This is a genomic window from Streptomyces sp. B6B3 (genome assembly GCF_039871525.1).
Classification (GTDB): Bacteria; Actinomycetota; Actinomycetes; order Streptomycetales; family Streptomycetaceae; genus Streptomyces.
Map to the genome: position 1 here is coordinate 1 of NZ_JBDPLU010000057.1, position 3,637 is coordinate 3,637.

Below are 3,637 nucleotides of genomic sequence, written 5' to 3' on the forward strand. Positions count from 1 at the left end.
GGAGATCGACATGCTGTATCCGCGGCGGCTGACCGCCTGGCCGGCCGACTGGGACGTCGACACCGGCACGCTCCGCCTCGAGGGCGGGCCCGCGCCCGCCGCCCGGGTCCTCCGGCTCCGGACTCCGCGGTGATGCGCGTTCCGCGAGCGCGCACAATGTTCCGACGCCAGTTCACGGGATGGCACTGACAGCCTTCCGAACACCCTGAAAGGTCGGGTCGTGAAGCACTTCACCATGCCAGGCACCGAGATCGTCGCGCCCAACATCGTGCTCGGTCTGATGCGCATCGCCGACAAGTCCGACGACGACGTCCGCGCACTCGTCCGCACGGCCCGCGACGCCGGTATCGACTTCGTGGACCACGCCGACGTGTACGGGAACGAGCTGCACGGCTGCGAGCGTCGCTTCGCCGAGGCGCTGCGGCTCACCCCGTCGCAACGCGACGAGATCACGATCCAGACCAAGGCCGGCATCGTCAGGGAGGGGCCCTACTTCGACTTCTCCTACGACCACCTCGTCGACTCGGTCGAGGGGTCGCTGCGGGCCCTGGGGACCGACCGCATCGACATCCTGCTGCTGCATCGCCCGGACGCGCTGGTCGAGCCCGAGGAGGTCGCGCGCGCCTTCGACGACCTCGAATCGTCCGGCAAGGTCCGCCATTTCGGGGTCTCGAACCACACCCCACACCAGATCGACCTCCTGCGGAGGTCGGTGCGCCAGCCGATCGTCGCCAACCAGCTGCAGCTGTCGATCACCCACGCGCCGATCGTCGCCCAGGGGGTCTCGGCGAACATGCTCGACGAGCGGCAGTCGGTGACCCTCGACGGCGGCGGGATCCTCGACTACTGCCGGCTGAACGACATCACCGTCCAGGCATGGTCGCCGTTCCAGGCGGGCTTCTTCAACGGCGTCTTCCTCGGCTCGCCGGACTACCCCGAGCTCAACGCCGTGATCGACCGGCTCGCCGCTCGGTACGACGTTCCGGCGATCGCCATCGCGACGGGCTGGATCACCCGCCATCCCGCGCGGATGCAGGTCGTGCTCGGCACCACCAGCCCGGACCGGGTCAGCGGAGCCGCCCAGGGATCCGACCTGCCCCTCACCCGAGCCGACTGGTACGAACTCTTCCGCGCCGCCGGACATCGCGTGCCCTGACCCTCCCCACCCCCGCGAGAACGAGCCCGGCCCTGCGTGCGCCCGGCGTACGCAGGGCCGGTGCCGCATGGTCACGTCTCCCACCGGTGTCGCTGCCCGGAGGGAGCACGCGCGGGCCAACCGGGTCCGTCAATCCCGCAAAGGTCATACCTGCGCGACCCCAGCCGGCTCATCGACCCGTCGATGGCCGGCTCGGGCGCGCTGCGCGCCTCGCGCCTGCGACGGCGGTCGACGGCCCATCGATCGAAGCGCTTCGACGCCCAGGTCAGGGTTCTGATCCCTACGTCAAGAGACCAGGTGACTACGCCCTGAGGCGCTTCTAAGCCACTATGGCAACGTTGTCGCGATTCCCAACGAACTTCTGCCGCAGGGCTTGTGTAACCGGCCAAGCGGTCCTAACGTCCCTCCTCATCGAAGCGCTTCGATTATTCGTCTTATGTTCTCAGGGACGGCTCGGCGAGGCGCAGGGTCACGAAGGGGTGCCGACGTATGCCGAACTCACGCTCCGGGCAGAGCCGGAGAAGCTTTCTGGCCTCCACCGCGGTCGCCACCGCCGCGGTCGGCGGCATCCCGCTACTGTCCGGGTGTGGTGGCAAGGGGAGCGGCGGGCAGGAGGGAAGGGTCTCCGAGGACGAGCTCAAGGGGATCCTGCCGACCTACCGGGCCTCCGATGCCGCCGTCGAGCCGGACATCCCCGTCGAGAACCGCTCCAGCCCCGGGTACACCCGGTGGATCCCGCAGGAGCAGTTGGGCGTCTCGGTCCCCGCGCCGCGGGGCGGCGGCGCGGAGTTCTCCGCCATGACGCCGCTGTGGGGCACGCCGCCGCGGCCCGGCAACCCGTTCTGGACGGCGATGGACGAGGGCATCGGCGTCCGCATGGACTGGCAGATCCAGGACGGGAACACCTACGGCGAGAGGCTCGCCGCCACCCTGGCCTCCAGCGAGATCCCGGACCTGGTGTGTATCCCCAACTGGAACCTCACCGGCCAGATACCGCAAGGCATCTCCAGCCGCTTCGCCGACCTCGGGCCCTTCCTCTCCGGCGACAAGGTGCTCGACTACCCCAACCTGGCCGCGATCCCCACCGAGGCGTGGGAGCCGTCGGTCTTCGGCGGCGCGCTGCGCGGCCTGCCCCAGCCGGCGAACCCCCTCGACGCGGTCGCCCCCATCTACCGGCAGGACATCTTCGACGCCAACGGCTGGACCCCGCCCACCAGCGCCCAGGAGTTCATCGACTTCGCCAGGGACATCACCTCCCCCCGTAACCGGGTGTGGGCGTGCGAGGACATGAAGTGGTTCGGCGGGATCATGTACGGCAGTCCCGAGTGGGAACTGGTCAACGGCCGGCTGGTCAGCCGCTACGAGACGGAGATGTACCTTGAGGCCCTGGAGTGGAACCGCCGCCTCTTCGAGGCCGGGGTGGTCCACCCCGACGCCGTCTCCGCCACCGGCGACCTCGGGGTCCGCTTCGCCGCGGGCGAGTCCCTGATGTACATCGGAGGGCCCGGAGGCTGGTACCCCATGGCCGTGGAGCAGCAGAAGTCGAACCCGGACTTCCGCATGAACGCCTTCGACTTCTTCGCCCCCGACGGCGGCGATCCTGTGCTGTACCGGGGGAACGGCTCGGGCATCTGGACGTTCGTGAACAAGAACCTCTCCGAGGACCGGATCCGGGCGGCGCTGGAACTGGCCAACTTCACCGCGGCGCCGTACGGCACGGTGGAGCAGCGGCTGAAGCAGTGGGGCGTCGAGGGCACCCACTACACGCTGGAGGATGGGCTGCCGGTCCGCACCGAGCAGGGCAACGTGGAGGTCGTCCCGGAGGCCTACACCTTCATCTGCTCGCCGCAGACCTTCATCGCCTTCCCCGACCTGCCCTATGTCGTCGAGGACATGACCGCCTGGCAGCAGCGGAACTTCGGCTTCGGCAGGGACTGGCTCTTCACCGGCCGGCAGATCCAGGAGCCCGCTCGGCTGTCCGGCATCTCCGACCATTTCGAGGACCTGGAGGACGACGTGTCCCGCGGCCGCCAGTCCCTCCGCGACGTGCGCAACGCCGTCGACGACTGGCGCCGCAACGGCGGCGACGAGCTACGCGACTTCTACCAGCGACTCCTCGACGAAGAGGAGGGCACCGCGTAGGGGGGCCTCGCCCCGTCGGCCTCCCCCATCCCGCAGGCAGTGTGCCGGGCCGGTCCCGCCACGCGGCGCTTCCTCCCGCCCGGCCCGGCACACTACGGAGAGCAAGGAGATTCCCGTGTCGCAGAGCACGGTCCCGCGGCCGCCTCTCCGGAAGGAGAGCAGTGGCGGCCCTTCGTCGAAACACCGCGAAACCAGCCGCAGTCCCCAGCCCGCCCGTCGTCGTCGTGACGATCCTCGGCTGCGTGGTGGGATCACGTTCCGGCACAAGCTGCGGCGGGACTATCCGCTGATCCTGATGACGCTGCCGGTGCTGATCCTCCTGGCGGTCTTCGCGTACAT

The 3,637-nt window shown here is 69.4% G+C and carries 2 protein-coding genes and 1 pseudogene; all 3 read left to right on the forward strand.

The window, feature by feature from the left end:
* The first annotated feature begins 220 nt into the window (after positions 1-220).
* Complete coding sequence (locus ABGB06_RS39290) at positions 221-1,156, forward strand: aldo/keto reductase (protein WP_347600505.1); 936 nt, start codon at positions 221-223, stop codon at positions 1,154-1,156.
* A gap of 489 nt (positions 1,157-1,645) precedes the next feature.
* Positions 1,646-3,298, forward strand: a complete 1,653-nt coding sequence (locus ABGB06_RS39295; protein ID WP_347600508.1) for an extracellular solute-binding protein — start codon at positions 1,646-1,648, stop codon at positions 3,296-3,298.
* Between the two features lie 115 nt (positions 3,299-3,413).
* Positions 3,414-3,637: pseudogene (locus ABGB06_RS39300) on the forward strand (sugar ABC transporter permease); the annotation flags it as partial.

Excerpts from the sequence above, each read along its gene's own strand:
- ABGB06_RS39295 (WP_347600508.1), top strand. The coding sequence starts at position 1,646 with ATGCCGAACTCACGCTCCGGGCAGAGCCGGAGAAGCTTTCTGGCCTCC.